Raw genomic sequence first — 26,344 nt, 5'->3', positions numbered from 1 at the left:
GAAAAAATACGACTTTTATGGGGGGACGTAAATGAAAAAATTGCCAACCATACAACTGGAACGACTAATATTAAGACCTTTTTGTTTAGATGATGCCAAAGAAGTTCAAGCCTTGGCAGGTGACAAATCTGTTGCTGAAATGACGTTAACGATTCCTCATCCGTATGAGGATGGGATGGCGGAACAATGGATTGAAACGCATGCTAACCATTTTAATGAAGATCGGGCACTTGAATTGGCTATCGTACATAAGGATGACGGTTATTTAATCGGCGCTATTAGTTTAGGAATTAACAGAAAGTTTGAGCATGCAGAGCTTGGATATTGGATTGGAAGCAAGTATAGAAATCATGGTTACTGTACTGAAGCGGCCAGAGGAATCATTGATTACGGATTTAGAGATATGCAGTTAAACCGCATATTTGCACTTCATTTAGGGAAAAATCCCGCCTCGGGAAAAGTAATGACCAAATTAGGCATGAAATATGAAGGGAAATTAAGACACCATGTTAAAAAGTGGGATCATTTTGAGGATCTTGTTTATCATGGTCTTTTAAAGGATGAGTATCAATGATGAGAGCTTATATTCAGACCGATAAGAACGGAAATTTTTACAACGTAAACGCGTTTATCGCGAATGAAGGTTTTACTTCCTTGGGTTGGGAAACCGTTAAATTCCATGACGTACAGGAGATCATGGAGTTTGATCCTGAACATATCCTGGTTGGCGGGATCGGAAACGTGAGAAAGCGCCTTGAAATTTTGGGGTTTGAAAGAAAACAGGGCGAAATCGATTATCCGCCTTCCTTGTCACGCTATTTCGGCAGAAAAATTTGGGCCACCACCCTTCAGGAACTTATCCAGAAACCACAGGACTGGAATGTATTTATTAAACCTAAAGACACGACCAAACAGTTTGCCGGGCGAGTTGTGAAAGAGTATCGGGATTTTATAGGATTGAATGACGGGGATGAACGGACGACGGTTTGGTGCTCCGAAGTGGTGCATTTTAAAACGGAATGGCGTTGTTTTATCCGATACGGTCAGATCCTTGATGTCCGCTACTATAAAGGTGCCTGGGATTCTAAAATAGATCTCGGGGTTGTCGAGAATGCAATCCGTGATTTTATCGATGCACCAGCCGCCTACGGAATGGATTTCGGAGTTGACCCCAATGGCGAAATGAAGTTGGTGGAGATCAACGACGGTCATTCTTTGGGGACTTACGGGATCAGCCCTTTAAACTATGCAAAATTTCTCTCGGCCAGATGGTCCGAATTAACGGGGACAACGGATTATCTTAGAACTCTTTAGTGAAAGGACCTGGCGTATGAAGCAAATGCTCCTTACTATTTTGTGTTTAGCCTTTACGGTCGGCTGTGCTTCCCCATACCAACGAGGAACTTATGACCTCTACCTTATACCGCAAGGTTACGAGGGGATTATTAGGGTCACTTATAATATAAAGGAAGCTCCACTCCTCGAAAGGGAGGGGAAATACGACGTTATACCCGTAGATTCAAGCGGGAAATACGAGACATCGAACCCTATGTATGATTACGGAGAGGTTATCGATCAGTATTTTTATGTGGATGAAAAAAGCAACCGGACGGCCATCGACCCGACTTGTGTGAACATTAGGGGAACCGGCGGAACCAGTGTCGGAGGAGTAGAAACCCATCATACGGAAATTGAAGTAACGAATTCGCTTTGCGGTGAAGATTTTATGCTTCATGGGTCGAACAGAAGTTAAGATATTTTTGATTAAGGAGAGCAAGCATGGAAAAACTAGACGACATTAAATTGGTTCATTTGGCGGAAAAACATGTAGCTGAGTTGAACAAATTTGAGCTTCCTGAGGAACAACGGCAATTTACGGCGCTGCCAAGTGAAGTGCTCAACGTAACGGAAAGTCAGTATCCCATCGTTATATTAGATGAAGGGGTGGCTGTGGGATTTTTTCTGCTCCATGCCACGGACCGGGTTAAAGACTATACCACCAATCCAAACGCTATGCTATTAACGGCTTTATCCATAAATTCACAACAGCAGCGCAAGGGTTATGCGAGAAAAGGAATGCTTGAGTTGCCTCTTTTTGTGAGAAAAGAATTTGAGCGTTGTGATGAAGTCGTCTTGGTGGTCAATCACAAAAATATTCCGGCTCAACAGCTGTATTTGAAAGTGGGATTTGTGGACACGGGGGAAAGAAGAATAGGGCCGATCGGAGAACAAATCGTCATGAGTTTAAGAATAGCCTGAGATTTGCCGCCAGAAAGGAGAGGCCATGTAGATGGGGCTCGACTACAGTTATGTACTTGTGATCAAGAAAGATAAAAGAGATGAATTATTTCATTTCGTAAAAGAGCATGGAGAGGTTGATCTATCAGATAGTTTCAGTGCTTATTTCGAAATGGACTCCCATGTTCTGAAGTATTTGGAAGGGGGATATGATTGGAAACCGCACTATGATAAAGCGGAAATTCAAAAGTATCTGCTGCCGGACAACCAGGCCAGGATCGGCGGCATTGATTATGATGAACGGATTCCTCAGGCAAATGACGAGGAGCTCGTGGTGAGATTTACGGCGGTCACATCCGATATGAGCCGGTTATTTGGTGACTCCGTGTCCGTCAGAAACTGGTTTGTGGCGCTGAGCAGAAGGGTAGACGCCAAGATGACTTATTTGGATCTGGAATCGGAAGGGCGCAGGATCGTCTTTTTGAAGGGTTCGGAAGCCTTTTTAGCGTTTAAAGGGGATGGCCTGTTTGAGGTAAGTCAAAAAAATTTTCTTGGGGCTATGGATGAATTCTCTAAAAATTTACCGGACATCCTCGATTCTTATGAGACGAATTACAAGTTTGAAGAAGAGTATACTTTGATCTTGAGGAAAGCCGGTCTCGAACAATTGCGAAGCTATATTGAGAGGCATGGGCATTTTGACAACGGTCAGGTTGTTTTAAAGTTTGATCTGGACTCGGCGCTTATGAGGTATCTGGAAAAAGGGCATGGCGAGCAAGAGTATGGTATATCTCAAGGCGGTATTCCATACTTCAACAAAGAAATCGTCTATAAGTATATAGAGCCGGATTACAAAGTGAAAATCGAGAGGATCGATTATTCGGAAGAAGAACTTGGCGGCGAAGAAGATAGGGTCGCGGTACGATTTATTCCAAAAAAGTGGAAGACAGATCAGTTGTTTTCCCAATCCGAATCGGTCCGGCATTGGTTTGTAACTCTGAGCAGGGAAGTCTCGGCCAAGCTGACTTATCAGAGTTTGTGGAATGATGGATATGCTCACAGGATTATTTGTTACGAAGGCGAGCATACGAATATCGAGTTTACAGGACATTATGAGCTGGAAGTATCTCGTTTTAAAGAAATATATCGGGTTTTCTCCATATATTTTGACCAGTTTTATGTTTAGGGGGAACTCAACTCATGCTAATTACAGATATCGACGAAATGAAAGCCATGCATGAATCCGCCGTTGTTGATAGCGGTTTTGTTGCAACTTGCGGCAGAATGCATGATTTAAATAAGCTCCCCGGGTTTGCGGCTTTAACGGACGAAGGGACTCTAGGGACGGTATTTTATCTCATTGAAAATCATGCATGTGAGATCGTTTCCCTTGAAAGCCGGAAAGAGAACCTGGGCGTAGGCTCCGCACTGGTCCAACGTGTCATTGACCATGCCCGGACAGCAAACTGCGGAAGAGTATGGTTAGTCACAACCAATGAGAATTTGAGGGCGATTCGGTTTTATCAAAGGCGCAGATTTGAAATGAAGGCCCTACACAGAAATGCGGTGGAAGCGGCGAGAAAGCTTAAACCGTCGATTCCCTTCACAAGTGAAGACGGGATTCCGATAAAGCATGAAATTGAATTTGAAATGTTGTTGTGAGGAGAAACTCTCATAGACGCAAACCAAGGGGAGAATAAACCATGGAGGCAATCATTCGTTACTATAACCAATATGACGAATCGTCCAGGCTCACAACGGACTATTCCAGAAGACTTGAATTTATCACCACCACCCATGTGCTGGATCAGCATATCTCGATTGATGATGAAATTTTGGATCTTGGAGCGGGGACGGGAATATATTCTTTTTATTACGCAGAAAAAGGGAATCCCGTGGTCTCCACCGACATTACGCCTAGACATGTCCAGATGATAAAGGCCAAGGCGGATGAATTAGGAATGAATCATGTCCGGACTAAGGTGATCGACGCGAGGGACCTTTCCCGTTTCAAAAGCGGGCGTTTTGATGTTGTCTTGTGCTTAGGGCCTATTTATCATCTAACCGACCTGGGGGATCAAGAACGGTGTATTCGTGAATGCATTAGGGTTTTAAAACCAGGGGGGATTCTTGCCGTAGCGTATGTCAATAAATTCTTTATTCTCCCCCATTTGATCCAAAAAGACAGAAAATACTTAGAAGAACCCTGGGTGAGTAAAATATTGAATGACGGCAGGATTTTTTCTCACGAAGTTCCAGGCTTTTGGACGGATGCTTATTTTCACTCGCCGAGCGAAATTGAACAACTGTTAACCCAACGAAATATAGGCAAAATCGCAAATGTAGCCACCGATGGGGTGAGCCAATACTTGCGGGATATGGTGAACGCTTTAAGTGAAGAAGAATTTAAACAATGGGTGGCGTACCATTTACGAACTTGTTCGGAGCCCTCCATCCTGGGAATGAGCAATCACGGGCTCTTTGTGGGCCGGAAAGTGGATTAGTAGTCTCCAATAGATGACCGGGAAACCCCTTATAGAGTATTTTCACAATCGAGCAGCCTAAAAAAAGAACCAAAAGCGATATGCTCTCGGTTCTTTTTCTTTAAACCTCAGTTCCTCAAACGTTCTCCGCTTAGGACTTTTACTGATAATTCACTTCCTCGGCGAAGTAAATCTCCTTCAAACGATCCTTTATGCGCTGAGTTTCCTCTGCGGTTAACGGAGCCGTAGGACTTAGCTTGAAGTTCCTTCCGGTGATGTAGCTTACATCCGTGTTCTTGTTCAGGTTGTAAGGTGTCTTTGGAACCGGACTACGAGTATAGTCGGTGAAATCAATAACGGACCATGCCTCGTCTCCATCCTCTTTGGATAAAATAATCCGCTGTGCGGCGTTTTCTGTCCACAAATAGCGCAGATTGGCCGGTGAATTATTGGAGTCCATAGCTGTCTTAAAGCCGGAGCCTCTGAACATGAGCGTAAATTCCGCATGATCATTATTCGATCCGGCCAATGATTCATAAACCTGTTTCAGTCCGTCCACGCCTACAACCTCGACCTCGCGGTCTACAGGGAAGTGGTTCACAAAGTTCTCCCAGATTTCAGACATGTTATGATTGCCGGCAAGCCAGTTAATGTCCAAAATAATGGACATATAATTTACCGTATTGATACGTTGAAACGGATTATCCAAATATTGTTGTGCTATATACAGTTGTGGTGCCGCATCCGTTTCATATACATAAGGGTCACCCGGATGGAGAGTCCAGCGTGAGGAATCTTTGGTATAGCGCGATCCAATCGGATCAATCGTAATCGAATTCATGAATACGGTGCCGCTATTATCCGAAACTCTCTGCGCAGGTACCATCGGATTGTCTTTATTGGACCAGTAAGGCATCAACGGTGAACCCTCACCATACATGCCGTTCACATTATATTGTGTAGCCGACCACCCCATCGCGGAAGTGATCTTAAAGTGATCTTTGAGCCATTGGGTTTGCTCGGGATTCACCGTAAAGCTGGTCAATGATTTAGGCAGATACTTCCGATATTGGTCTGTATCCATGCTTTCAAACACCGAAGGTGATCTCATCGTACCGGATTGGTGCAGCTCAGTGAGCGCATTATAACGATACATATACAACCACTCGTTCATCCGCAATTCCCATAAAGGGAGCTCATACAGGTTATTCGGATACCCGTCCAAAATACCGACTTCATCCCCATACTGGTCGACGTATTCCAAAACCTTTTTAAGCTGCGGGCGATTCGTTTCTACGAAAACAAATCTATTCTCCATGGCCCAAGTTACTTTTATGTTAGGGCCAAAGTGGTCCATCAGCATTTGACGAGCCTGTTCGATTTGTTCCACCGTGGTCGTACTGCCCGGATCTTGCCCCTGCAGCATTAGTGAGACAGCAAAATATTGCTTTTTGCGTTCTCCCGGTACTACCGTCAATTCGGCATCGGAGATGAAGTGAATTCCCTGGGATGGCGATTCAACTTCGATCTTGAATGGTATGACAGAGTTCACCGTAGGAATCAGGTGCAGGTTGGCTATGTGCCCATCCTCATCAAATATTCCCTTGGAATCCTCGATCCGAAGCTTCAAGTCTGACGGTAACAAACCTGAAGGTATTACCTCTCCTTTTGCATTCTGAAATACATAGGGCATACTCCAGGATGCAGGGTCTAGAGTAGTAGACTGCGGAATGTTATTCGTAGCCAAGTACACGGACCTGATTACACTCGGTTCCTCTGCTGGAGGAGTCTTCCCTTTTACGATCAGCTTGGTCTGTGCTGTAAGTACCTGATAAGGCTTGGCAATGGTGACTTTTACCCCTACAGGAATGAAGCTGTCAGCCGTCGGTATATTTTCGGCATGGGCGATTTTCCCTTGTTCATCAAAAACACCTAATTCATCCCTAAATGCATAAGTTACACTTGTGACGCTGGCAGCAGGAATGATTACCGGCCGCCCTTCATTGTAGAGCTGAAAGGATAACTGATACGAAGGATACGTTTCCGGTTGATTTACCAGATCCGGCGCCTTGATGATGACCTTATCCGCTACAAAACCCACAGAATCATCCACTGGAAGCACCGGTGGTTTTGGCGGAGTTGGTCTTGTCGCTGGTGGCGTTACCGGTGGTGTCACTGGTGGTGTCACTGGTGGTTTAGGGTCAGACGCTGGTGGAATCTCCGGTTGCTCCGGCTTCGGTTCTGTTGGTGTTACCGGTTCTGTTGGTGTTACCGGCTCAGTTGGTGTTACCGGCTCAGTTGGTGTAACTGGACCTGCCGGTGGATCAGGTCTAGGACTATGGCTTCTAGGTCCCTTGGTTTCCAAATTCGCACGCTGGCTGCTAATTTCCGGCGCCAGATCGACCGCTGCCTTCTTCGGTTCCGTTGGGCTGGTCGGCTGATTCTCCGTCGCAGCTCCTTTTCCTAATGACTCCAGTAAGCGCTGGGCGCGTTCGCTCAGATCGTCCCCGCCAAGCCAGACTCGATAAGCAATTAGCACAGCATCTTGCCGGTTCACAAATTGTTTGGGGTGGAAATAATGATTCGTATCCCCCTCAATCAGCTCTAATTGCTCCACCAGCCACACGCTCGTTTGGGCATAGTCCGATACATCGGACCGATCCACAAAGCTGGAGATCCCAGCGGATGGGGTATCTTCAGAAACTCCGAAATACCTGGCATACCAAACGGCCATATCCTGGCGCGTCAAATTGTACTTGGCACCGAATAATTGGTCACCGATTCCCTTAGTAATGCTCTCTTCCTGCAAGATCTGTACATAAGGGAGAGCCCATGTTGACACATCACGAAAAGAAATTAGACCTTTGTTATTAGATGTTCGCTTTAAGGCTTTGGCGAAAATGCTTGCGCATTCCTGCCGCGAAATAAAACGCAAAGGCCGAAAGCTCCCATCCCCATAACCAGTTACATAACCTTGAGCAGCCATGGCCTCAATCGCATCGGCCGCATAGGAATGTTCTATATCGTTAAAGGCTCTGTTTGCAAAAGCGGGAACACTATGTATACAGAACAACCAAACAACCAGTAAACCAGCCACGTAACGACGAATTCGTTTTATTTTATTTTCACACTTCATTATTTCAGATCATCAACCTCCTCTGTGAGACATCATCGTGGTCACTTTCGTCTGCACCTCCGTGTCAACCTTGAAAATCGGTCTTTTTTCAAAAAGTTTTCATCCCCATTACAATAAACACCAAACTGTATATACTTGAATTATCGGAATAATCCCCCTGGGATTGAATAAAACCAGCAAAAAAATGGCTTGAGAAACGTACCATTTTAAAGCCATAATTTCCTATCAATTTACAATGGTTTTCATTGGTAATTAGGGAAAACCCTAAATTGATTTAGCTTTAAAGCTGCCAAAATGGCATTGTAATCGTTAGGGCTAGCCTAACGAGGGAGTTTGCCTGTATAATCATGGGAGAAAAACATTCAGTGACCCAGCCTCCTTTTGATTTAGGGCTGGGTTTTTGTATGAATACAGGAATGCAGTCCATTCATAATGAATTACGTTTGTGGCTCGTAATAGCAAGGAAGACCCGGCTGTAGTATAAGAAAGGGAGGTTTTTACGTGCAAAAGCAAGCTCAACCACAGAAATACCACGTATTGGCTCGAGGTGCCATTTTGGCGGATCATCACCTCCTGGTTGCTCATTGTAAAGGCATGGATAACACGTTTTTACCGGGCGGTCATGTGGAATTTCATGAAAGTATACGAACGTCATTGCAACGAGAGATTCATGAAGAGCTAGGTCTGGCGTGTGAGGTCGGTGCTTATATCGGGGCGGCGGAGGCCGCATATGAAGATAAGGGAGTGTACCACCAAGAGATCGGTCATGTTTTTGTTACCCGTTTGGACCACCCGGATCCTGGAACTAATCCAACATCCCAAGAGGACCACTTGGAGTTTTATTGGATTCCCTTAGATGAAATGGAAAAACACAACCTGCTCCCCGTGCCGGTGAGAAACATGATTGAAAACTACGTCAAGGGTGTGGCGGGGCCGTTTTTCGGTAGTACGTTTGAGGATGAATGAGTCACAAATGGATAGATCTCAAAAAAATTAAGGATGGGTGAAAAAATGTCAATGTCTGTGAAAAACCAAAAATTAATCAAGTCTTTTGTAGAATGGATCGCGTTCGTAAGCACCTTAAAACAACTGGATGAGAACACATGGAACTCTAGCATGAAACCCGGAAAATGGACGATCAAAGAGATTGTTAGTCACATGATGTTATGGGATAAGTACTTTTATGAAGAAGCCATTCACAAGATTGCCACGCACCAGGAACTGACGCTCAAGCATTTGAACTATGATGAATTCAACCGGGAAGCTGTGGTTTACAGTAAAGCGATAACGACAGACGCATTGGTGGAAGAAGCCATAGATTATCGTAAAAAAATCATAGAAACGATTGAAGCGCTGCCGGAAGAGGTGGTGGAACAAAATTATACGGACGGGGACGGTAATGTCTTTCATATTCCACAATACTTGAGGGATTTTATTTGGCATGATCGGCATCATATGAAACCCTTGAAGGACTACCTTAGAAAGTGAGAGTAAGTCCATGAAATTGAATATTATTTTATTTTTTTTGCTGGCGCTTTTATTTTCACATGTTTCCCCTTATGGTGTGAATGGTCCCGAAGAAATACAATCAAGTTCGGAAAAAGTCGTGACGACCTTTTAAGACAAAGAAGGAACTGTAATGGCTACAGGAGTTGATCAAAAGAAGCGCTGAATGATGGATTAAGTCGTTAAAGGAGAAAATGAACGGAATTTGTCGGATTAACAGAGCACTGTAAAATTACTCGGGAAAGAAGTCGTGATTCGGATGAAATACAAATTCATTTGCGGATGGGTTTTGCTGATCTTGTTGGTTGCATGCAATGCCAATCCAAACAACGCAAATACAGTTGAGCCTATAGAACCCTCAAAAATAGATCTGCAAAATTATGAGGGATCATGGACAGACAAGGATTTTAATCAATTCACATGCAGTGATTGTTTAAATAGCGCGGAGATAGATGTGAGTCAAAATAATGGAGATCTAGGGAGTATCAGTATATTCCTATATAATCCGTACAGACTAACGGATTCAACGAGTGATTTTCAGTTGGAGGGGAATAAAGCTAGTTTTATATTTGATGATTCCGTCGGAAAAGGTAGGGGAACCCTTACTTTTTTAAAAGATGAAATACATATTCGATTAGACTTGGAGCAAGCAAGTGATGAAATGAGTGAAATATATCATAAAGAAAGAATATTGGTTAGGGATCCATATAAGGGCTTAAAACGATTCGATCCCCTTGAACTTCTTAGGAATTATTTGCATTTGAAGGATGTAAATAATCTAGAGATTAATAGCGGTGCGGAATGGAATGAAGAATTAGACGCCGGCCCTGAAGTCGAGGTGGTGAATAGAAAAGATGAATCCGGTAATGTCGTACAGATGTATAGAGTAAATACGTTGAATCAAAAAATTGAAGAATTAGAGCTATGAGTAATTTTAAGTTCATTTTTGTGAAAGGCGGGAGAACACCATTACTCAAATTCCCGAGATTCAATGGGTCGAAGGTGACCAGGAGGCAATTACCCATATAAAAAATCGTCACGAGCTGTTTTCTCTAAATCCGGGACTTGAAGCTGAAGTCGTCAAGGTAGAAACCGAACATGGCGCATATGTTCTCAAGATATGGAACAAGGATTCGAAACCGAATGTCGGAAAGCAGTATCACCTTCTATTCGAACTGTATAACAAGGGAATCCGCGTTTCCAAACCGTACGGTTGGGGAACGGATGTGAATCAAAATCCCGTATTGCTGACCAGCTACGACGGGGTGCCTATTTCCAAGTTGGACAAAAGTAAATTGAAAAAAATCGTACATATGTTGGTCCAAGTCCATAACTATCACGTAAGTAGGGATATAACGTCTATTCCGAAGCACGATTTTGTGGCTTACTTTTTTCCTCGGCTGGAGCAACATCAGGATCTGAAAAATTCTTTAGTTAGGCTGCTGGACCGGATAGAACTTCGGCAGGATCGCTTCATCCACGGTGATTATAATTTAGGGAATATTTTGGAGCATCAGGACAAGTTAACGGTCATCGATTGGACAAATGGACAGTTGGGCGACATTAGATATGACATAGCTTGGTCTGTTTTTTTAATGCGGGTTTACGCCGGTGAACGGTACGGCCGGATGTATGCTTCTGAATTCAGGGCATCTACCCCTGATTTTTCCTCGGAGGATGCTGAAATTTTTGAAGCTGTAGCGTGTTTGCGCTGGATTTTGTTAAGCCGGATGTCCGATTTGTCCCAAGAATCGTCCATTTTAAAACGCGTGAATGAAATCATCCGGAACAATCCATGGTTAGATGAGGGGCTAACTTTGAACGGAAAGTAGAGGCAGCTATGACCCCGGACCGGGGTGGATATCCAAAAGATGATCTCCCCCACTTATTTCAGGAGCTTTCGCAACTCATGAATTGGTCTGAACAAAATTTAAGTAAGGAGGATGGCGTACATCTTTGTTCCCGAGTAGATTTATTAAAGACCAAGCTGACGGAAGCCTTCTCCGAAGAAGGGGTTATAGTATTTATAGGATAAGGCTTTACGTCCTGCGCAAAATTTTAATTCGTCTCGAAATGAGGTAGTGGCAGATGTCGCAACATAAAGAGCTTACGAAACAAGAGATCGAGAGTTTAATCGGTTTTCTTGATTACTTTCAGAATTCCGGCAATACGTTTTACGAAGTGGTCAACGGATATTATAAGGAGAGTCCGGAGGTGGGATGCTTTCGAGAGGAATTGGATCGCACCGGCTTCCTGATCGTTTTTAACTGGCATGAATGGCTGGCGGATCACGAGGAATTCACGGATTTGGCCCAACCGATCGAAGAACCCATCAGGAATGCGGACCTGGACACGCTGAGAAAATTAATGACCAGCTATATCCGTGGAGACCGGTTCAATGAAGGCTTGTTTATTCGGGCCGTTTTGAACGGACATATCACCTGTATTTTGTTACGACTCAAAGCGTTAAAGGATCAAGTGTAACCCCCCGTCTCGGAAAGGCTTTCTTTGGAGCGGGGGGGCTTTTTGCTTCTTATGCCTAATCCTTCGTTTCGGAGAAAATAGTGCCGCACTGCGGGCATGTTACCTCGTAACGGGCACCTAACGGCAAATTGCCGATGTGGGTGACCGTCTCAACTTTGCATTCCGGACATTGGACCACAGCGTAATGGTAGTTGCGTGGTGGATGATCCCCGTGGTTTTTATAGGCACTGCAGAAGCATTTTCGATTCACGATGGTGTAGATGGTCTTTTCGTCGCTGATCCACTCGTCTTTCCACTGATCATAGGTGTCGAATTCCTTTTTCGTAATACGGTAATACTCGGGGACATCCGCGACCCCTGTCTTGATTTCAAATACATACGTATTCTCCAGAATCCCGACGCTTTGATAGCGGCCTTCCTTAAGCAACTTATAATTTCTACAATCCATTCTTATTCTTTTCTCCCCATGGTAATTTAAGGTACTATGATTATAACAAATTTCATTTGGAAAAGTTGAGAAACGCGCCAAAATGAGGGATGACACGGGAGTTTCTATGTTCGCAAGAGGAAGGGGAATCATTCGTGCAAGTTACCATCAAAAATACCATAGTCGAATTAATTCAAGGTGATATCACGAAATGCGAAGTGGACGCGATCGTCAACGCGGCCAATACAAGTTTGCTGGGCGGGGGCGGAGTGGATGGTGCTATCCATCGGGCCGGAGGAAAGGCGATCCTGGAGGCGTGTTTGAAAATCCGCAATCAGAAGGGCGGCTGTGCCGTAGGCGAGGCCGTGGTGACAACCGGAGGGAACTTGAAATGCCGTTATGTCATTCATACGGTGGGTCCGGTTTGGAACGGCGGAGCCAAGCAGGAAGAAGAGCAATTAAAAAGCTGCTATAGAAGCTCATTAAAGCTGGCTGATTCTATGAACGTCGAAAGCATGGCCTTCCCCAACATAAGTACGGGAATTTACGGATACCCGAAAGAACAAGCCTGTATTTTGGCTATTGATGAAGTGGCTGCCTATTTGGTAAATAGCGGAACCAGCATAAAGAGGATTATTTTCGTATGCTTTGATGAAATCAACTACGAACTATATAAACAAGAATTGAAAAAGACCGCGAGTAATTTGAAGGAAGGTTGAACCCTCTGAAACCGTTCGAAGTAATAAGTCTCGATATGTTTCAAACCTTAGTCAACGTAAATTCCAGAAGAGAATATGTTTGGAGGCCGATCCTAAACGGGTTCTTTACATCTGACCTGGCTGAACAATGCGGAGAACGGTTACTGGAGCTTTTTTGGGATCATTCCAGCGATCTCAGGTCGACGAAACCATTTCATCTTACCCAAGACATTTATAAACGGTGTTTTGAAAGTTTGTTTAGGGAAAAGGGCATGACTTACGATCCGCTAGAGGCTACCAGGATCTTGATCAGCGAACACACCCATTCGGAATTGTACGAAGATACAGCGGGGTTTTTGGAAGGGGTTGTAAATAAATATAAGGTTTGTATCGTTAGTGATACGGATGAGGCGATGCTGCCCAAGTTTTACTTGGACTATAGGCTGCGCATATTCACTTCCGAGCAGTATCAATCCTATAAAAATGATGACCACAATGCGATGTTTAAACAATTGCCTCTTACCTATCATGTAAATCCCAGTCAAGTGATCCATATCGGAGATTCCATATCCGATGTTGTTGGAGCCAAGCGGGAAGGTATCGTGAGTTGCTGGTTGAATCGGGAGAGGAGATCCTGGGGGCACGAAGTGAAGCCTGATTTTGTCATTCATTCACTTAGAGATCTGGATACATTGTTGTAACGGGTACTCTTCGTAAAAAAAGATATAGAAGCAGATAGGGAGCAGACATGTGAAAAAGGCTATGATACGAATCTTATGCGGGACGGTTTTACTTTCAAGCTTACTGTCCGGGTGCGGGGGAAATTCGAATCTTCCACAGGAAAATCAAAATTCGAAGGGATCTCCTCAGCCGGAGGCTTCTAGAACCAAGGACGAAATCGACCTTAAGGGCGATTGGACTTCGTTGATCCCCCCAGGTTGGCACAACCTTTTAGCGGATGATGAGCCCGTTATAGCCGAAGGCGATTTAAACAAGGACGGGATCATGGATGTCGCGGCCGTGATTGAAGGTATCTCAAGTGAGGATACCGCGCCTCCGCGTTCCCTTTTGATTGCCTTTGGAGACAAAGAACGGGGTTACCGGCTATCCATTATTGCGGATAAAGTTCTATTGAAAGCCGATGAAGGCGGTGTATGGGGCGATCCTTTTGAAAGCTTGGAGATTAACCGGGGGTCTGTCGTTGTGAGCCACTACGGCGGAAGTAATTGGCGATGGTATCAAAAATACAGATTCAGGTATCAGAATGACGATTGGTATTTGATCGGGGCGACGACAGGCAGTTATTTTAATGGGACGCCGATGGAAAGCGTGGAAGAAGACGACTACAATTTGCTAACCGGCGACTATATTCAGAAAAGAACGAATGACCAAGGACGCACTGTAACGAAAAAAGGGAACAGAGGCGTCAAACCATTGGTTACGCTTAGGGAATTTAGTATCGAGGACATGTGACTGAGGGGTTGCCGTGTATGGAAAAGGTAAAATTTAAGCGGGGAAATATCAAAGCAATTCTTTTCGATTCGGGCAGGGTGTTAAATGAACCTGTTACAGGGCAATGGTTTATGCCGCCCAATTTCTTTTCGTTCGTGGACCCGGAGAAGTTCAGAGCCATCGACCAGATCACTTTATATAAAGCGTTTCAGATCGCACATGCTTATCTGTCGGAGCAAAATTGGATTACTACGGAGGAAGAAGAATATACACATTTCGCGGAATTCTATCGATTATTTGCAAATGAGCTGCCCGAAATGGGGTTAGCTCCTGATTCGCTCGCTTCCATAACACACGATTTAGTATACAACTATGAAAAATACAGGTTCTACAGCGACGTGATCGAAGTGTTGCCTGAACTGAGCAAGACGTATCAACTTGCCGTTGTCTCCGATGCCTGGCCATCATTGGAAAGTGTGTTTAAACACGCGGGGCTGAGAAGTTACTTCTCGTCGTTTGTTATATCTTCCCTTATCGGAGTGAGCAAGCCTCATGAACAAATGTACCGGACCGCTTTGGAAGAGCTGAGACTATCGCCGGAAGAAGTCGTATTTGTGGATGATAACGTGCGAAATTGCGACGGCGCCGCCAAGCTGGGGATTGCCGGAATTGTGCTATGCAGAGATCTTGAACAGTACCGCCAAACTGTAAACTTAAACACGGCTTATCCTGTCGTACGGGATATCCACGAAGTTCTTGAAATCTTGAATAGGGAACAAGGGGGACTTGACCACAATGATACTTAATGGAATGAACGTAAATCTTTCACGGGTTACCGTGGATGATCTTGATTTCATTAGCGAACTGGAATGCAACAAGGAAATATGGGTTTACGAAGAATATGTGGAATCGGATCGCGCAACCGTCAGAGCGGATTATTTGGAAAAAATGGACTCGGAGACCGGTTATGACTTTGTTGTTACAGCGGATATAGATGGAAAGCATGTGCGAATCGGTTTGGCGCAGATCTGGAGTTACGTCGATCATCGAAACAGTTGGGAGCTCGGTTTTGCTATCCTTCCTTCCTACCAGGGGCAGGGGTACGGAGCGGAAGCGACAAAACTTCTACTGGATTTTGCATTCAGGCAATTGCAAGCTCATAAAGTTGTCGGCATGTGCCATTGTCGTAACCTCAAATCCATTAAACTTATGGAACGCGCGGGCATGAGAAGGGAAGGGATTTTCCAGGAAGAATTGCTTCTGGATGGACAGTGGCATGATCAATATTTTTATTCCATCCTGGATAAAGAATATAGAAAGAAATATACGGTGGAGCTTGACTAAAATCAACTAGGAGTTGGAGAACATGTTTTTCAAAGATATCATTAAATCTTTAAATATCAAATTGCCTGATGAGACCCTGGAGCCATTGAACAGACACTTCCGTCTCCAGGAAGAGGTGGATTTTTTCTTGCGGATGTTGAGTCATGAAGAGATCGTGGAGATGCTTGAATTTATGTCCGATCTGGACGGGTTTCAAGACTTGCTTCCCATCTGGACCGATGACAATTCCAACTACGTCTGCATGTATTATCGAGGCCCGCTAAGTTACCGAGTATGTTACATGAATCATGAAGAGACCGATCTTTCCCCAGGTTATAGAAATGTCGGTACATTTATTGCCGCATTGGAGCCGAATCCGCAGAGCGAATGGGATGACTTGGAACGAGATTATCCGAATGCACATCCCGAAAATAGCGAGTGGATCGCCGCGGATCTTGAAAGTATCGAGCAGATCCATTACATTTTGCAAAACCCCGATTTGGAAGACGAAGTGAGATGCCAGTATATCTACAGTGTCTTGGCGCTAACCCCCTATGACCATTTGGATTCTCTGGTGCAGTTTTTGGATGAAGACGATATGTTTGTTCAAGAACGGGCCTGTGATATTTTGGGATATCACCAATATGCACCGGTCAGAGAAAAGTTGCGGGAGATCGCGGAGCACGGACTGCCTAATGCCCGCTCAGCCGCTAAGCGTGCGCTTGCTCGGATAGGTTGAGCAGCCGGGGGCGGAAGGAGGGAAAATCATGAAAGAAAAAGGATCGATACAAGCATCTTTTGACATTTTTCACTATCAAGAGGATTTTCAATCCTATGAACTCGATGACGGAAAAATATATTGGGCATTGCAACCATCAAATGAAGATGACCATGAAGTTCGGGATTTGATTCAAAAAGCAGAACAGCTGCATAAGGACTTGGCGGTTTTTGAACCCAAAGCCAAAGCGGCCATCGCGGAAGAGTTAATAGACTATAAAAATGACTTCTGGCCGGAATATGACGAAGATGATGAGGATCTGGATTGGGATGCTGTGGATGCCGGAGAGTATGCGGTAAGCAAGGAGGCGTTTGCGGCTTCCATCTCCCTTCTGCATATCGACATTCGGACGGACGAGATATATTTAGAGTATGATGATGGTGAAATGTTTGGCGGCCACCGGATACATGCACACTTTGATTTTGACTACAATTTCATAAAGGCGGATGTATAATGGGGAATTACATTGGATTGCCGGATGACCCGGCCTATGCCATTGAAACATTACATATGTCTAACGGATTGACCTCCGTTTTGTTGGAAGTCATTGTTCTAAGCGGGTCCATTCTGGCCGCAACGGATCGGGACAAAGAGTTGATTATTTGGCTGGCGCAAAGAGACCAGGCTGCCGTCGGGATCGGGACGGTGGGTTTCGACCTCGATGAGATGCCCTGGACGTTGGACTCTTTTGAAGCGGAGAAAGCCTTTATGCTCCGTACGATTGATGCCGCCATAGAGGGACTGGGATGGGAACGGCTCGATTATGAGCCAAATAAAGATATAGTCCTGAATTGCTTACGGCAATTTGGATTCATGATCCAGGCATTTGAGAGAAGAAGCGTGATTCTGGAGAATTATCTGGAATGGACGGAGATTGAAGAAGGGGACCCGTGTCCCACGATTCCTTACGGCTATCCGAAGTGCGAGAAACATGGAGTTTACTTGTCCCTGTTTGGATGCATCATATGCAATTAACTTTCGAGGTAGATTTCAACAACACGTCTATCATAGTTCGGAGGCAGTTTCATGGGCATGGATTTCACGGCGTTTATGGCACATCGTTATGCGGATCGGGAGTTTGGTTGGGAGTCGGAAGGGTACTACATCGATGATTTTGGGGATTACAAAATATGAAGTTAGAGCGCGATACGATCTCGGTTCAAATTGAGGCGGAGGTCAGGAAAGAGTACAGGAATGTTGCCAAACATAAACGAGCGCTATTGCCAGTGCTGAAATACAGACTCGACCTTTACGTGAATGGTCACAAATTCGATGAGGACGAAGTGTTTGTAGTGGATGTGTTTTTTCAATCGCTGTTGGCGCCGGGGAAATACCCGATGTTTACCTGCACTTGCGGCATATTCGGGTGTGGCTGTTACTATGTGGATGTCTATCATGAGGACCATTCGGTGATCTGGATAACGGAACAAACGCCGTTTATGGATAAATCCGTCCCCGGTCAGCAGCGATTTGTGTTCCCGAATGACGAAATGAGCGCATTTGCCCAAGCTTTGGTAGATAAACTGGAAGAAGTCAGGGGAATGTGTTGTTCACATGAACTGAATTTTCAATATGATAGAGATCAATATATAACGGCCATTCAAAGTTATAAAAGCAGAGAGGCTAAAGAATGAATTCTCAGGAAAAAAAGGAATTGGCGTTTCGCATCTATCCCCTGCCGCATGGAACGAGCTACAGGTATACCGATTTGCTCCAACCGGAAACGGTTGAAATCCTGTTCGATTACTGTCAGATCATGGAGGCCGTCATTTACAAAGAAGGATGGGAAATGTTATTGAATTACCACGGCCTTGAGACCTTATACATGTTGAATAGAAAGAGTGAGTGGTTTGATTGCAATAGTAAGGAAGAATTATTGCGATACATAGAAGCTTACATCGAAGATACCGCTAGCAGAGGGCAGCTTTCTTAAAAAGGAGGAACGGACATTGGGAGACTATTGGGAGCAAAGATTTAGCAGTGAAGGAATGATTTGGGGCAAATCCCCCAGCAGGACGGCTTATCACGCACTTGAGATCTTTAGGGAGCATCATGTGCAATCTGTACTCGTCCCCGGTTCGGGTTATGGTAGGAATACCAAGGCGTTTTCGTCCATTTTTGATGTTGAAGGGCTCGAAATATCGACCGAGGCTTTGGCCATAGCGGAAGAATGGGACCCGGACAGCCGATTTATTCAGGGTTCTTGCCTGGAACCCATCTTACCGAATAAAACATACGATGCGGTCTATTGCTTCGATGTATTGCATTTATTTTTAGCGAAGGAACGAAAGCAATTGATCGAGAATTGCTTGCATCATCTTAATCCATCCGGCCTCGTGTACTTCACCTGTTTTTCGGACCAAGACAAGAATTACGGCGTAGGACCGAAGATCGAAGAGGGAACATACGAATACATAGAAGGGAAATATGCTCATTTTTTTAGTGAGAAGGATTTGCTGCAACATTTCAGTCAACTTCAAATTTTGGAAACAGGATCCTGTAAGGAGATTTTGAATTATAACGATCACAGCACAAAGGAATATAATTTGAGATACATCGTTGGCCGGAAAATACAATAGGTGAATCATGATGAACCTTAGGGATAAACCTACGCTTCTATTTGCAAGCATGGTTTGGAGAAGAACTGAATGATTCGAGGACTATGGAATGAAGAAAAAGACGAGAGAAATCATTGTACGTGAAAAAGAATACGTCTATGTGCTGACCTCCAAGTATTCTAACGGAGAGAGTTTAGTCAGACTAAATATCTCCTCGAAGGAAGATAAGCAATTTACCTGCATCTTCAAATTTTCCACATGGGATCATCCCATAGCAGGTAGTCCGCTTCTAACAGGAGTGGACCTTAGAAACAAAAAAACGAACAACACGGAGCGTTTTAATTTGCACCACCCTAAACGGATCAAGGAGTTAATTATATACGCGCTGGATCACGGATGGACCGGAGAAACAAGTATTGAATATCCCAATGGGCTGGATATTTTGGATCAGATGGGATTTGATACGGAATTCCTTTTTTTTGGAGGGGGCAATATTGAAGCCGACGTTAAATAGCGAACTATGGGAGCTCATCGAACGTTTAAATACCAAGGAGACGCTCCCCGAGACCGGGTTAAGACGCAACTCGATATACTATCCATTAATTTCTTATATCAATCATACCATCGCACTGCTGCTCAGTGGTTCCTATGATGAGGCAGCCTTATTTATTCGGAGGGCAAGAAGGGAAATGCAAGCAAGGAATTTTGAACGAACCGAATACATCCTCATATGTCAAACCTATCTGTCCCAACTTCAAGCGTATTTGAAGAAAAATAAGCTTCTAAGCCCTATATGGGAGGAATGGCTGAATGAGGAATAGGAGGCTTTGTAAATGATCGGTCCCGGTTTTCTAAGAGGTGCGTTAATTCAGGAGTTTAAAGATCACCTCATCAACTTTCCCTATGCACCGATAATTCGTCGTGGAATAAGTAACCTGGATGCTGTCCCCAAGACGTTCACGCAGGAAGAAGCTGAGGCTGTCGTTCACGATTTTGCCAAGCAGCGCTTTCCGATCATATGTCGGGCCGGAAGCAAGAGTTCCATCCCTTTTTTTGATTTTCATGTTGCTCTGGAACATGCTGAGAATGAAAGAGAAGTAAGCATCGTTGAAATGCTGGTATGCGAACCGGTTCGCGAAAATGCCGTTAAAGGCATATTGATGGCTTACTACACCCTGGTGAATGACAAAACGGGATTTGAAAAGCTATGGGTTCCATTCATACCTGAAGGTTTAGATGAGGGATTGAATATTGAGCTGACGGGTGAGGTCAAAAAATAGCAGGACATATATAGCCACAGCCTAATCTATCGCAATAGGAGAAGAAACGATGAACCTCAAAGATATGATTTACGACTATTTTAAAACTAATGCTCCTAACTCACTAGTGGAAAACACCGATTTCCACGACTTCTCAATGATCGAGCAGGAATTGGGATTTAAGCTTCACCCTGATTTGCAGGCTTATTTCGGAAGCTATTATTTTGATGAAATTGAAGGAATCCTGGCTTCATCCCAGGTCCCAGCCACGGAGAAATGGGGGCATTGGTTTGAATTTAATCAGGAGTTCAAACTCCCCGTCACGCTACACGGTCCGGAAAGAGGCAAAGATTTGAAAGAACAGATCATGCGAGCTTATCAAGTCTGGACCGGCGGATATGACTTCGGCCAGCGGTTTTGGGTCGGGGAAATCTTTGCGAATATCGGCCAGATCCTGTTGGTCTTTAACAATGAAACGGGTGCTGTCGAATGGATCGATACGGATTACGGGAGCTTCGGCAATCTGGAGCAGGACCCCAACGGCATTTTCATGTCTACGTTAGCCGATTTGATCGTTGCCTTAACCGGCAGTTATCAACAGAGGTCATAACGGTATGTTTGTTACAGGGGATCTGCATGGCTATGAGGACATCAGTAAACTGAATTCCAAACGCTTTCCCGCCAATAAGCACCTGACCAAAGAAGATTATGTGATCGTTGCGGGCGACTTTGGGCTTGTGTGGAATCATCAGCAAGATGAGCTGTATTGGAGAAAATGGTTGGCGCGCAAGAACTTCACCACGTTATTTATCGACGGAAACCATGAGAACTTCGATTTGTTAAACTCCTATCCTGTAGAGCAATGGAACGGCGGGAAGATCCATAAAATTAACGACAGCATTCTTCATTTGATGAGGGGCCAGGTCTTTTCGATCCACGGGCTAAAGGTGTTTACTTTTGGCGGAGCCCAGTCCCATGATAAAGCGTACAGAAAAGAAAACGTCAACTGGTGGCGGGGAGAAATGCCGACACAGGAGGAGTACCAGGAGGGATTGGACAATTTGGCGAGGCATCATTGGGAAGTCGATCTCGTGATTACGCACACTTGTCCCACATCCACCGTAACATCGTTGAAAGAGGCGCTGGGCACCCCTGTCGAAGCGGACGAGTTAAGCGATTACTTGGAACATATTCAGCAGCGTTTGACCTACCGGTCTTGGTTTTTCGGTCATTTTCACCACGATCTGCCGCTGCCGCAAAATTTAAGGCTGATCTATCACGACGTTGAAAAAATAAATTGGCAATAGCCATTTAAGCGAAGTTGGTGCGGGCGATGATAAAAAGATTAATGAGGCGGCTCCCCAGCGACTTACTGGTGCGTTTATACAGAGCTATGCCCTTTAAAGGACTAAAAAACTGGATCGTCTATAAAGCCCAGGATAAGTTTCTTGTTGCGGTTCTGGGGGTCATCACGAATGAGTCGGGCCAGGTTCTGTTGTTAAACCATGTTTATCGTGAAGAGCCTTGGGGCATCCCGGGAGGCTGGATGGAGCTGGAGGCCCCGGAGAAAGGACTCAAGCGTGAAATCGAGGAAGAAACCGGGCTTTCGGTAGAGATTACGGGGATTTACCGTGCGGTCTATCAAAAAGATCCCGACCGAGTGGAATTGATTTTTCGCGGAAAAGTACGAAGCGGGACGTTCAGACCCTGTGCGGAGATCTCGGACATTCTTTATTGCGGGGTCGGCTCCTGGCCGGCAGGTTACCGGATTCCCAAAAGTCCTTGATTCAAGAGGTCCTTGAAAAGACCTCGGTGTGAGGTTTTTTTTCTAAATGATACGTAAATGGGGGATTTAGGATGAATTTTAAGACGGTTCAAAACAACGGGGCGGATATAGCCCTAATTCACAGCAATGAAGAACTGATTACGGATGTTCAATCGGCTTTGGACTTCATAGCGACCGTCCATTATGAAACCGGGTGCCATCGGATCGTACTTCATAAAACGGCGATTACGGAAACTTTCTTTGATTTGAAAACGAAACTGGCCGGGGAGATTTTGCAAAAGTTTATTAACTATCAAACGAAAATTGCCATCGTGGGTGACTTTTCCGCTTACTCCAGCAAGAGTCTTCGCGATTTTATCTACGAGTGCAACCACGGTAAAGACATCTTTTTCCTGACCAGCGAGCATGAGGCGGTAGAAAAATTGAGCTATCTCTAAGGGGAGGGGAAAACGTGAGAAACGTGAGAATCACTTTGCTTCTCGCAACTACCTCTGGTTTCCTTATCGCACTGGGATTCGGGATACTGGACTCCTGGAGCATGTCTTTAAAAGTAACGGGTGGAATCGGTATTGGTGCCTGGCTGGTGGCCGGGATTTTTACCGGGTCCTACATCAACGGGGACCGTTCCAGAGCCAATGAAAGCATTGAGACTCCCGAGGACAGGGCGTTCAGAAACAAGGCGGCGAAGGTGTTGTTTCTGTTTGGGATCCCGTTTCTCATCATTGCGCTTGTTACGTACTTATTGACCGGATAACCTGGAGGGAATAAACGATTAGGTGCGAAGATATAGGGTAAGGGGAGCGGGCCGAACATGGGATTGGATGCTTTTGTGAACTGCAATTGTCTCAAAGAGGGCAGGGTAAAGCCGGCCCCCTTTGATTTAAGTCTGTTGGAGTGGACGGATGACGGGATAGAAATGCCGGACACGGTGGAAGACGAAATCTTTTATCTTTATCATGAATGGAAGGAACATGCTTGTCCCCATGAGGATATGCAAATTTACTCGGACCGTGTAGGGAATACGTCTGGAATGAACGTCTACTATGGCGTGCTGGAGCGGTTGGGGGAAGAGCGGTTTCCGCTTTTGCGCCGCATCTGGGGCTCGCCTTTTACCCCCGAGGAATCGCATAAGGCTCTCACCGAGCTCGAGCAGCTTGAGCGCAGGATGGGGGAGGTGGAAGGCATTTTCCTGCTGGAATCGGGGTCCATGGAGGAATATCAGATGACGCTCGTAGGCGAGGACAGGTGGTTTTACTCAGCGGGTAACGAAATCACTTACCGGCTTAACCCGGAAGGATTTTGTGTGCAGAATAGGGAAGGGCGGGTATTGTTCCAGTCCAGGGCTTTTACCCAAGAAGCTGTGGAGACAAACCGAAGCGGTTGGCAGCGGTTCAATGCGCGGTTTAGTGATTCGGATACCGGAAGCACCTGCGAAACAACGTCTCCGATCTCCAAGAAAATCTGGGGGGTCGAGGAACTGTATTATCCCGCATCTTTCCAGGTTGTGAACCGGGGGCTGACAAGTTCGGATGTGCGGGCAATTCGAGTATTAAGAAAGCTGTTTGAAGCTTCGATTCAGACGGGAAACCCGGTGATTTGGGTCTAAAATTCAGTAACTGGAGGAGAACGACCGGACGATGACAAGGGATCTAACATTACTTGAAAAGCTGGAGCGATTTGCTGAAACGGACCGAGGCATGAGAGAGGCGATAAAAGGGGAATTGATCGACGAGATTTGTTCCTCCGGCACGGCGTCGGAAGCTGCCGCCTGGATTGCAAACCGTCTTTCCTGCGCGGGCAGTGAGCAGGGGGAGAAGGGATTTTTTACGGCCTTGGAGGACCCGGATCTCACCGCGGATTTGATGGAGCTGGCACACGAAACCCTAAGCGGAGCGGAAACCACCGAGCCCTATGTAACCCCGGTGGCAAGGCTTTTATATATCGACAAAAGGGCTTCCGACAAGTCGAAGGCGGAAGAATATGTTCAATATCGGGCGGCTGCCCTAATGGACCATTTGCTTATGTCGGAAGTTCCATTGACGCGGGAGGCCGTTGAACTGCTGCTTACCGACTTTTACATCAGAGATCCGTTGACCCAAGAATTAATATGTCATATATGGTGGGCATTAGCCGAACGGGGAATCGATATTTCCGGTCGCCTGAATTCGCTGTTAACGTCGCTTCACAATTATGAGACGCCTATCTTGGCGCAAAATAGTATATTAGCCCTCTGGGCGGCCGTCCGCCAGGGATTTTTCGATTCTCCGATTCCGGGGAGCGATAAAACCTGCCACATTTGGCTTTGGCATCTTGTCACAAGCTGTGTGGCGAAGATGAAGAAAAAGATAGACGAGGATACAAGACTAGGGGCGGTGGGGTGCCTCCTGGATACAGCCTCTCGCTATCCCGAAACGCAGAGCCTGATTCTCGAATGTATGGAAAATTGGGGGATTCCCGAACCCAAAAAGCCGCGGGGCGATTTTCAAAACGATCTGAAAGAACTTTATGAGCGCTGCAAAAACCACCCCGGCACCACGTGTTTACCGGAGGGACATGTGATTACGAAAAAGGGAATCATGACGTTTAGCCGCCGAACTTAAGCATCCGAAAAAGAGGAGCCCTCACAGTGATCATAAGCCAGGCGTTAGCGGATATGCTGGAGCAATCCGAAACGGATTGTATGTCGGATGGTCTGGAGGCGATTCGAGCTCGAGAAGGAAATCCCGAGGGGGTTGAAGTGAAACGTTTTGGAGCGGGCAGGGATGAAAATCGGGTACACCCGAGCGACCTGGACAAAGCTGTAATGCTGTTAACAAGCGGAGAGGAGAAAAGATCGATGAATCTAGAAACAACCCGAGTAAGGCTGGAAGATTTAAGTCAAATCGATTATGAAATACATATCGGCAAGTCGGCGGCCGTGGAATACCGTGAAGTGATGATTCTGAAATTTATCGGCAGCTACGGGTTCGGTTCGGGCGGTAATAGTGACGCCAACTATATGCGGGCCATGGGGGAAGCAGCGTTGGAGGCTTGGGATCCGGACGCGCTTATCCTGGATTTGAGTCATCTTGAATATGAGTGGGGAGATATGTTGGATTATGTCTTTGATCTGGGGGTGGATAAGTATGCCAACCGCCCTTTCCCCAAAGCCATGGTCGTCAGCGAAAGATGCGAGGAAGGCATAAGAACTTTGCTGCAGGGGCTGTATAGTCCCAAAGGCATCGAAGAAACGGGCTGGGTGTTCCGCAGTCTGGAGGACGCCTGGAATTACGTGGAAATGAAGCTGGTGGAGTACAAATCGAAATAAATGGTGCGTACCGAGGAGATAAGGAAAATGGGAAGAATGCTGGAATACGGCTTTTTGTGCGAGGCCAAAGACGAGAAGAAACTGATCAACGCGCTCTTGGGGTTTCTGGAGCCTTTGAACCGGACGTTCTCCAAGTCAAAAAATAAAGGAATGCTGGAAGCCAGGCTTCCATATGTCTATCGGCATTTCTACTGGAATTTGAACAAAGAGATGCAGGTTTATGTCGAAATTTATCCGAATCGGGATGTGGAGGGAAAAAGCAAGTTTTCCCATCCGGACGTAGGCTGGGTGCTGTTCGCAAACTTAAAGGAGGTTTCGGGCCCCTATCACGTCCCTTTGGACAAGCAGGAGGCCTATTTGCAGGACTTCTTGCAAGCATCGGGATTTGAGTTTGTCGAGTTAAAAGAGTACCGTGACGACGAAGAGCGGATATAACCAGAGCGTACAATAAGCTGAGATAAACAGGCCGGGGTGGGGGCGGATTTCCCGCCCCGGCCGTTCCGTTCATAAGTCCCCGGACGGCGGTGACAACCAGGCTAATGGGATAGCTATGTACGATAGAAAGAGCATAGTCTTTCATGTAGCAGACCGTTTTGACCTCCAGATGGCCGTCGCGAACCAGGTATTCTCATGGAAACTGCTCCATCGCGCGCAGCCTGACCCCCGGTGCAAACCTTAGGTGCACCCCTATGCCTTGGGGATGGTTTTCCTCGTCTTCCTCCGGCTCTGCGTTCCTTGCCGTAAACTTTTCTTCGGTCACCTGCAACCCGGAGATTCTGGAGACCCGGAACATCCGGTTGGCCTGCCGCAGCAGGCAGTATCCCTGCCTGTAGCGAACTTTCACCGCTAAGTTATCGCCCATGCCGGGCGCACATGAAAAAAGACGCTCCTCACAATTCCGGGAACGCC

General features: G+C 45.6%; 38 protein-coding genes. 35 read left to right on the top strand and 3 right to left on the bottom strand.

Annotated features, from left to right (window positions below; translation table 11 throughout):
* The first annotated feature begins 31 nt into the window (after positions 1–31).
* Genes V4U88_RS10040 through V4U88_RS10010 form a run of 7 tightly spaced genes read left to right on the top strand, consistent with a single transcriptional unit; the run spans position 32 to position 4,742 of the window.
* Positions 32–574, top strand: coding sequence for a GNAT family N-acetyltransferase (locus V4U88_RS10040; protein WP_334073123.1), 543 nt, complete (start codon positions 32–34; stop codon positions 572–574).
* Positions 571–1,314, top strand: a complete 744-nt coding sequence (locus tag V4U88_RS10035; RefSeq protein WP_334073122.1) for an ATP-grasp domain-containing protein — start codon at positions 571–573, stop codon at positions 1,312–1,314. The genes V4U88_RS10040 and V4U88_RS10035 overlap by 4 nt, the downstream gene beginning before the upstream one ends.
* Positions 1,315–1,330: 16 nt before the next feature.
* The gene (locus V4U88_RS10030) at positions 1,331–1,753 is read left to right on the top strand and encodes a DUF6843 domain-containing protein (protein ID WP_334073121.1); all 423 of its coding nucleotides are present in this window, start codon (positions 1,331–1,333) and stop codon (positions 1,751–1,753) included.
* A 26-nt stretch (positions 1,754–1,779) separates the two neighbouring features.
* Positions 1,780–2,259, top strand: a complete 480-nt coding sequence (locus tag V4U88_RS10025; protein ID WP_334073120.1) for a GNAT family N-acetyltransferase — start codon at positions 1,780–1,782, stop codon at positions 2,257–2,259.
* Between the two features lie 31 nt (positions 2,260–2,290).
* Positions 2,291–3,424 carry a hypothetical protein gene (locus V4U88_RS10020; protein ID WP_334073119.1) on the top strand — a complete coding sequence of 378 codons (1,134 nt, stop codon included), beginning with the start codon at positions 2,291–2,293 and terminating at the stop codon, positions 3,422–3,424.
* Positions 3,425–3,438: 14 nt separating this feature from the next.
* Positions 3,439–3,900, top strand: coding sequence for a GNAT family N-acetyltransferase (locus V4U88_RS10015; RefSeq protein ID WP_334073118.1), 462 nt, complete (start codon positions 3,439–3,441; stop codon positions 3,898–3,900).
* 41 nt (positions 3,901–3,941) lie between these two features.
* On the top strand, positions 3,942–4,742 hold the full coding sequence (locus V4U88_RS10010) for a class I SAM-dependent methyltransferase (protein WP_334073117.1): 801 nt from the start codon (positions 3,942–3,944) through the stop codon (positions 4,740–4,742).
* Between the two features lie 139 nt (positions 4,743–4,881).
* Here V4U88_RS10010 and V4U88_RS10005 read toward each other — a convergent pair whose 3' ends face one another.
* Positions 4,882–7,857 carry an S-layer homology domain-containing protein gene (locus tag V4U88_RS10005; RefSeq protein ID WP_334073116.1) on the bottom strand — a complete coding sequence of 992 codons (2,976 nt, stop codon included), beginning with the start codon at positions 7,855–7,857 and terminating at the stop codon, positions 4,882–4,884.
* Positions 7,858–8,358: 501 nt separating this feature from the next.
* Between V4U88_RS10005 and V4U88_RS10000 the strand changes: the two genes are divergently transcribed.
* The 5 genes from V4U88_RS10000 to V4U88_RS09980 all read left to right on the top strand — a co-directional run bounded on the left by V4U88_RS10000 (position 8,359) and on the right by V4U88_RS09980 (position 11,847).
* The gene (locus V4U88_RS10000) at positions 8,359–8,823 is read left to right on the top strand and encodes an NUDIX domain-containing protein (RefSeq protein ID WP_334073115.1); all 465 of its coding nucleotides are present in this window, start codon (positions 8,359–8,361) and stop codon (positions 8,821–8,823) included.
* A gap of 45 nt (positions 8,824–8,868) precedes the next feature.
* Complete coding sequence (locus tag V4U88_RS09995; RefSeq protein ID WP_334073114.1) at positions 8,869–9,345, top strand: DinB family protein; 477 nt, start codon at positions 8,869–8,871, stop codon at positions 9,343–9,345.
* A 277-nt stretch (positions 9,346–9,622) separates the two neighbouring features.
* The gene (locus tag V4U88_RS09990) at positions 9,623–10,291 is read left to right on the top strand and encodes a hypothetical protein (RefSeq protein WP_334073113.1); all 669 of its coding nucleotides are present in this window, start codon (positions 9,623–9,625) and stop codon (positions 10,289–10,291) included.
* Between the two features lie 40 nt (positions 10,292–10,331).
* A complete protein-coding gene (locus V4U88_RS09985) occupies positions 10,332–11,195 on the top strand; it encodes an aminoglycoside phosphotransferase family protein (RefSeq protein ID WP_334073376.1) in 864 nt (287 codons plus the stop codon).
* 256 nt (positions 11,196–11,451) lie between these two features.
* The gene (locus V4U88_RS09980; RefSeq protein WP_334073112.1) at positions 11,452–11,847 is read left to right on the top strand and encodes a DUF6508 domain-containing protein; all 396 of its coding nucleotides are present in this window, start codon (positions 11,452–11,454) and stop codon (positions 11,845–11,847) included.
* 55 nt (positions 11,848–11,902) lie between these two features.
* Here the strand turns inward: V4U88_RS09980 and V4U88_RS09975 are convergent, their stop codons facing one another.
* Positions 11,903–12,295: a hypothetical protein gene (locus V4U88_RS09975; protein WP_334073111.1), complete on the bottom strand. Its 393-nt coding sequence runs from the start codon at positions 12,293–12,295 to the stop codon at positions 11,903–11,905.
* A 134-nt stretch (positions 12,296–12,429) separates the two neighbouring features.
* Between V4U88_RS09975 and V4U88_RS09970 the strand changes: the two genes are divergently transcribed.
* The 23 genes from V4U88_RS09970 to V4U88_RS09860 all read left to right on the top strand — a co-directional run bounded on the left by V4U88_RS09970 (position 12,430) and on the right by V4U88_RS09860 (position 25,870).
* Positions 12,430–12,993, top strand: a complete 564-nt coding sequence (locus V4U88_RS09970) for an O-acetyl-ADP-ribose deacetylase (protein WP_334073110.1) — start codon at positions 12,430–12,432, stop codon at positions 12,991–12,993.
* A 35-nt stretch (positions 12,994–13,028) separates the two neighbouring features.
* Positions 13,029–13,673, top strand: coding sequence for an HAD family hydrolase (locus V4U88_RS09965; RefSeq protein WP_334073375.1), 645 nt, complete (start codon positions 13,029–13,031; stop codon positions 13,671–13,673).
* A 304-nt stretch (positions 13,674–13,977) separates the two neighbouring features.
* On the top strand, positions 13,978–14,445 hold the full coding sequence (locus V4U88_RS09960; protein ID WP_334073109.1) for a hypothetical protein: 468 nt from the start codon (positions 13,978–13,980) through the stop codon (positions 14,443–14,445).
* A 17-nt stretch (positions 14,446–14,462) separates the two neighbouring features.
* Complete coding sequence (locus V4U88_RS09955) at positions 14,463–15,230, top strand: HAD-IA family hydrolase (RefSeq protein ID WP_334073108.1); 768 nt, start codon at positions 14,463–14,465, stop codon at positions 15,228–15,230.
* Positions 15,231–15,234: 4 nt separating this feature from the next.
* Entirely contained in the window at positions 15,235–15,768 is a 534-nt protein-coding gene (locus tag V4U88_RS09950) for a GNAT family N-acetyltransferase (protein WP_334073107.1), read from the top strand.
* A gap of 22 nt (positions 15,769–15,790) precedes the next feature.
* Entirely contained in the window at positions 15,791–16,486 is a 696-nt protein-coding gene (locus V4U88_RS09945; protein WP_334073106.1) for a HEAT repeat domain-containing protein, read from the top strand.
* Positions 16,487–16,514: 28 nt separating this feature from the next.
* Complete coding sequence (locus V4U88_RS09940; RefSeq protein ID WP_334073105.1) at positions 16,515–16,979, top strand: DUF2262 domain-containing protein; 465 nt, start codon at positions 16,515–16,517, stop codon at positions 16,977–16,979.
* Positions 16,979–17,500 carry a hypothetical protein gene (locus V4U88_RS09935; RefSeq protein ID WP_334073104.1) on the top strand — a complete coding sequence of 174 codons (522 nt, stop codon included), beginning with the start codon at positions 16,979–16,981 and terminating at the stop codon, positions 17,498–17,500. Before V4U88_RS09940 ends, V4U88_RS09935 begins: the two co-directional genes overlap by 1 nt.
* A 155-nt stretch (positions 17,501–17,655) precedes the next feature.
* Positions 17,656–18,159, top strand: coding sequence for a hypothetical protein (locus tag V4U88_RS09930; RefSeq protein WP_334073103.1), 504 nt, complete (start codon positions 17,656–17,658; stop codon positions 18,157–18,159).
* Entirely contained in the window at positions 18,156–18,458 is a 303-nt protein-coding gene (locus tag V4U88_RS09925; protein ID WP_334073102.1) for a hypothetical protein, read from the top strand. The genes V4U88_RS09930 and V4U88_RS09925 overlap by 4 nt, the downstream gene beginning before the upstream one ends.
* Positions 18,459–18,474: 16 nt before the next feature.
* Positions 18,475–19,104 (top strand): class I SAM-dependent methyltransferase, encoded by a 630-nt coding sequence (locus V4U88_RS09920; protein ID WP_334073101.1) that lies wholly within the window; start codon positions 18,475–18,477, stop codon positions 19,102–19,104.
* An 88-nt stretch (positions 19,105–19,192) separates the two neighbouring features.
* Positions 19,193–19,597 carry a hypothetical protein gene (locus V4U88_RS09915; RefSeq protein ID WP_334073100.1) on the top strand — a complete coding sequence of 135 codons (405 nt, stop codon included), beginning with the start codon at positions 19,193–19,195 and terminating at the stop codon, positions 19,595–19,597.
* Positions 19,578–19,904, top strand: coding sequence for a hypothetical protein (locus V4U88_RS09910; protein WP_334073099.1), 327 nt, complete (start codon positions 19,578–19,580; stop codon positions 19,902–19,904). Before V4U88_RS09915 ends, V4U88_RS09910 begins: the two co-directional genes overlap by 20 nt.
* A 12-nt stretch (positions 19,905–19,916) precedes the next feature.
* Positions 19,917–20,363 (top strand): hypothetical protein, encoded by a 447-nt coding sequence (locus tag V4U88_RS09905; RefSeq protein ID WP_334073098.1) that lies wholly within the window; start codon positions 19,917–19,919, stop codon positions 20,361–20,363.
* A 49-nt stretch (positions 20,364–20,412) separates the two neighbouring features.
* A complete protein-coding gene (locus V4U88_RS09900) occupies positions 20,413–20,952 on the top strand; it encodes a SecY-interacting protein Syd (RefSeq protein ID WP_334073097.1) in 540 nt (179 codons plus the stop codon).
* 4 nt (positions 20,953–20,956) lie between these two features.
* Positions 20,957–21,649 (top strand): metallophosphoesterase family protein, encoded by a 693-nt coding sequence (locus V4U88_RS09895; protein WP_334073096.1) that lies wholly within the window; start codon positions 20,957–20,959, stop codon positions 21,647–21,649.
* A 68-nt stretch (positions 21,650–21,717) separates the two neighbouring features.
* Entirely contained in the window at positions 21,718–22,128 is a 411-nt protein-coding gene (locus V4U88_RS09890; RefSeq protein WP_334073095.1) for an NUDIX hydrolase, read from the top strand.
* Between the two features lie 71 nt (positions 22,129–22,199).
* Positions 22,200–22,565 (top strand): DUF4180 domain-containing protein, encoded by a 366-nt coding sequence (locus tag V4U88_RS09885; protein WP_334073094.1) that lies wholly within the window; start codon positions 22,200–22,202, stop codon positions 22,563–22,565.
* Between the two features lie 14 nt (positions 22,566–22,579).
* Positions 22,580–22,882 (top strand): DUF5316 domain-containing protein, encoded by a 303-nt coding sequence (locus V4U88_RS09880; RefSeq protein ID WP_334073093.1) that lies wholly within the window; start codon positions 22,580–22,582, stop codon positions 22,880–22,882.
* 57 nt (positions 22,883–22,939) lie between these two features.
* Entirely contained in the window at positions 22,940–23,734 is a 795-nt protein-coding gene (locus V4U88_RS09875) for a hypothetical protein (protein WP_334073092.1), read from the top strand.
* A gap of 31 nt (positions 23,735–23,765) precedes the next feature.
* Complete coding sequence (locus V4U88_RS09870) at positions 23,766–24,728, top strand: hypothetical protein (protein ID WP_334073091.1); 963 nt, start codon at positions 23,766–23,768, stop codon at positions 24,726–24,728.
* 26 nt (positions 24,729–24,754) lie between these two features.
* Positions 24,755–25,435, top strand: a complete 681-nt coding sequence (locus V4U88_RS09865; protein ID WP_334073090.1) for a hypothetical protein — start codon at positions 24,755–24,757, stop codon at positions 25,433–25,435.
* Positions 25,436–25,462: 27 nt separating this feature from the next.
* The gene (locus tag V4U88_RS09860) at positions 25,463–25,870 is read left to right on the top strand and encodes a hypothetical protein (protein ID WP_334073089.1); all 408 of its coding nucleotides are present in this window, start codon (positions 25,463–25,465) and stop codon (positions 25,868–25,870) included.
* Between the two features lie 193 nt (positions 25,871–26,063).
* On the opposite strand, the gene V4U88_RS09855 is transcribed toward V4U88_RS09860, so the two are convergent.
* Positions 26,064–26,297, bottom strand: coding sequence for a WYL domain-containing protein (locus tag V4U88_RS09855; protein ID WP_334073088.1), 234 nt, complete (start codon positions 26,295–26,297; stop codon positions 26,064–26,066).
* Positions 26,298–26,344: the final 47 nt, after the last annotated feature.

This window comes from Paenibacillus sp. A14, assembly GCF_036864815.1.
GTDB classification, from domain to species: domain Bacteria; phylum Bacillota; class Bacilli; order Paenibacillales; family Paenibacillaceae; genus Fontibacillus; species Fontibacillus sanfengchensis.
This window is presented reverse-complemented; position numbering and strand designations above follow the sequence as displayed.

What these genes read in the sequence shown, in the direction of transcription:
- V4U88_RS09935 (WP_334073104.1), top strand. Translation starts at nt 16,979, where the DNA reads ATGGGGAATTACATTGGATTGCCGGATGACCCGGCCTATGCCATTGAA.
- V4U88_RS09975 (WP_334073111.1), bottom strand. Translation starts at nt 12,295, where the DNA reads ATGGATTGTAGAAATTATAAGTTGCTTAAGGAAGGCCGCTATCAAAGC.
- V4U88_RS10005 (WP_334073116.1), bottom strand. Translation starts at nt 7,857, where the DNA reads ATGAAGTGTGAAAATAAAATAAAACGAATTCGTCGTTACGTGGCTGGT.
- V4U88_RS09930 (WP_334073103.1), top strand. Translation starts at nt 17,656, where the DNA reads ATGAAGTTAGAGCGCGATACGATCTCGGTTCAAATTGAGGCGGAGGTC.
- V4U88_RS09855 (WP_334073088.1), bottom strand. Translation starts at nt 26,297, where the DNA reads ATGGGCGATAACTTAGCGGTGAAAGTTCGCTACAGGCAGGGATACTGC.
- V4U88_RS09870 (WP_334073091.1), top strand. Translation starts at nt 23,766, where the DNA reads ATGACAAGGGATCTAACATTACTTGAAAAGCTGGAGCGATTTGCTGAA.
- V4U88_RS09875 (WP_334073092.1), top strand. Translation starts at nt 22,940, where the DNA reads ATGGGATTGGATGCTTTTGTGAACTGCAATTGTCTCAAAGAGGGCAGG.
- V4U88_RS09885 (WP_334073094.1), top strand. Translation starts at nt 22,200, where the DNA reads ATGAATTTTAAGACGGTTCAAAACAACGGGGCGGATATAGCCCTAATT.
- V4U88_RS09965 (WP_334073375.1), top strand. Translation starts at nt 13,029, where the DNA reads ATGTTTCAAACCTTAGTCAACGTAAATTCCAGAAGAGAATATGTTTGG.
- V4U88_RS09925 (WP_334073102.1), top strand. Translation starts at nt 18,156, where the DNA reads ATGAATTCTCAGGAAAAAAAGGAATTGGCGTTTCGCATCTATCCCCTG.
- V4U88_RS09940 (WP_334073105.1), top strand. Translation starts at nt 16,515, where the DNA reads ATGAAAGAAAAAGGATCGATACAAGCATCTTTTGACATTTTTCACTAT.
- V4U88_RS10035 (WP_334073122.1), top strand. Translation starts at nt 571, where the DNA reads ATGATGAGAGCTTATATTCAGACCGATAAGAACGGAAATTTTTACAAC.
- V4U88_RS09990 (WP_334073113.1), top strand. Translation starts at nt 9,623, where the DNA reads ATGAAATACAAATTCATTTGCGGATGGGTTTTGCTGATCTTGTTGGTT.
- V4U88_RS09995 (WP_334073114.1), top strand. Translation starts at nt 8,869, where the DNA reads ATGTCAATGTCTGTGAAAAACCAAAAATTAATCAAGTCTTTTGTAGAA.
- V4U88_RS09915 (WP_334073100.1), top strand. Translation starts at nt 19,193, where the DNA reads ATGAAGAAAAAGACGAGAGAAATCATTGTACGTGAAAAAGAATACGTC.
- V4U88_RS09950 (WP_334073107.1), top strand. Translation starts at nt 15,235, where the DNA reads ATGAACGTAAATCTTTCACGGGTTACCGTGGATGATCTTGATTTCATT.
- V4U88_RS10030 (WP_334073121.1), top strand. Translation starts at nt 1,331, where the DNA reads ATGAAGCAAATGCTCCTTACTATTTTGTGTTTAGCCTTTACGGTCGGC.
- V4U88_RS10010 (WP_334073117.1), top strand. Translation starts at nt 3,942, where the DNA reads ATGGAGGCAATCATTCGTTACTATAACCAATATGACGAATCGTCCAGG.
- V4U88_RS09980 (WP_334073112.1), top strand. Translation starts at nt 11,452, where the DNA reads ATGTCGCAACATAAAGAGCTTACGAAACAAGAGATCGAGAGTTTAATC.
- V4U88_RS09945 (WP_334073106.1), top strand. Translation starts at nt 15,791, where the DNA reads ATGTTTTTCAAAGATATCATTAAATCTTTAAATATCAAATTGCCTGAT.
- V4U88_RS09895 (WP_334073096.1), top strand. Translation starts at nt 20,957, where the DNA reads ATGTTTGTTACAGGGGATCTGCATGGCTATGAGGACATCAGTAAACTG.
- V4U88_RS09860 (WP_334073089.1), top strand. Translation starts at nt 25,463, where the DNA reads ATGGGAAGAATGCTGGAATACGGCTTTTTGTGCGAGGCCAAAGACGAG.
- V4U88_RS09900 (WP_334073097.1), top strand. Translation starts at nt 20,413, where the DNA reads ATGAACCTCAAAGATATGATTTACGACTATTTTAAAACTAATGCTCCT.
- V4U88_RS09905 (WP_334073098.1), top strand. Translation starts at nt 19,917, where the DNA reads ATGATCGGTCCCGGTTTTCTAAGAGGTGCGTTAATTCAGGAGTTTAAA.
- V4U88_RS09960 (WP_334073109.1), top strand. Translation starts at nt 13,978, where the DNA reads ATGGATGTCGCGGCCGTGATTGAAGGTATCTCAAGTGAGGATACCGCG.
- V4U88_RS10020 (WP_334073119.1), top strand. Translation starts at nt 2,291, where the DNA reads ATGGGGCTCGACTACAGTTATGTACTTGTGATCAAGAAAGATAAAAGA.
- V4U88_RS10040 (WP_334073123.1), top strand. Translation starts at nt 32, where the DNA reads ATGAAAAAATTGCCAACCATACAACTGGAACGACTAATATTAAGACCT.
- V4U88_RS09955 (WP_334073108.1), top strand. Translation starts at nt 14,463, where the DNA reads ATGGAAAAGGTAAAATTTAAGCGGGGAAATATCAAAGCAATTCTTTTC.
- V4U88_RS10015 (WP_334073118.1), top strand. Translation starts at nt 3,439, where the DNA reads ATGCTAATTACAGATATCGACGAAATGAAAGCCATGCATGAATCCGCC.
- V4U88_RS10025 (WP_334073120.1), top strand. Translation starts at nt 1,780, where the DNA reads ATGGAAAAACTAGACGACATTAAATTGGTTCATTTGGCGGAAAAACAT.